Origin of the sequence: Microbispora sp. CSR-4 (genome assembly GCF_008033685.1) — a bacterium.
Taxonomy (GTDB): Bacteria; Actinomycetota; Actinomycetes; order Streptosporangiales; family Streptosporangiaceae; genus Microbispora.
Map to the genome: position 1 here is coordinate 1 of NZ_VJVX01000232.1, position 638 is coordinate 638.

At 61.3% G+C, this 638-nt stretch carries 1 pseudogene; it reads left to right on the forward strand.

The window, feature by feature from the left end:
* Nucleotides 1-638: pseudogene (locus FLV34_RS39590) on the forward strand (hypothetical protein); the annotation flags it as partial.

The following is a 638-nucleotide window of genomic DNA, read 5'->3' on the forward strand; positions in this document are numbered from 1 at the left end:
CTGGGGCATCTACGTCGGTAAGACCGCTTACACGCACTACGACTACAGCGTGTACGAGGACGGCGACCGCGACTACGCGTTCGTCACGGTCTACAACGGCGTTCTGCCCACCGAGGGTGGCACCAGCGCCGGCAAGTACGAGTCGCAGACCTACCGCACCAAGTGGCAGGCCGAAGCGGCGCTGAAGAAGCTCCAGGCCGACAAGACCACGGTTGCGTCGAAGCTGAAGGTCGAAGAGGTCAAGGAGCTCTCGCGGTTCGGCAAGGAGACGGCGATCAGCGTCGCCGACTTCCAGAACTACAACAAGGGCGCGAACCTGACGGGCAACGGCCCCTGGGCTCCCTTCACGTCCGTCAAGACCGATTCGATCAAGCCGAGCGAGTACAAGTTCTGGAACAAGGACTCGTACGTCAGCCAGGACGGGACGACTCTGTACTACCGGGTCCCCAAGCCGGGTAAGCGGAACGAGTTCGACTTCTTCAAGCGGACCTTCTCGGCGAAGATCCTCACCACCTACAAGGTCGTGGGCTTCAAGTTCGCGATCGGTCTGAAGGACGTCGGCACCCTCGGGTCCAACGTCGGTGGTCAGGGTCTGGCCTACAACCAGAAGATCGGCACGGGCATCTTCGAGTTCGGTT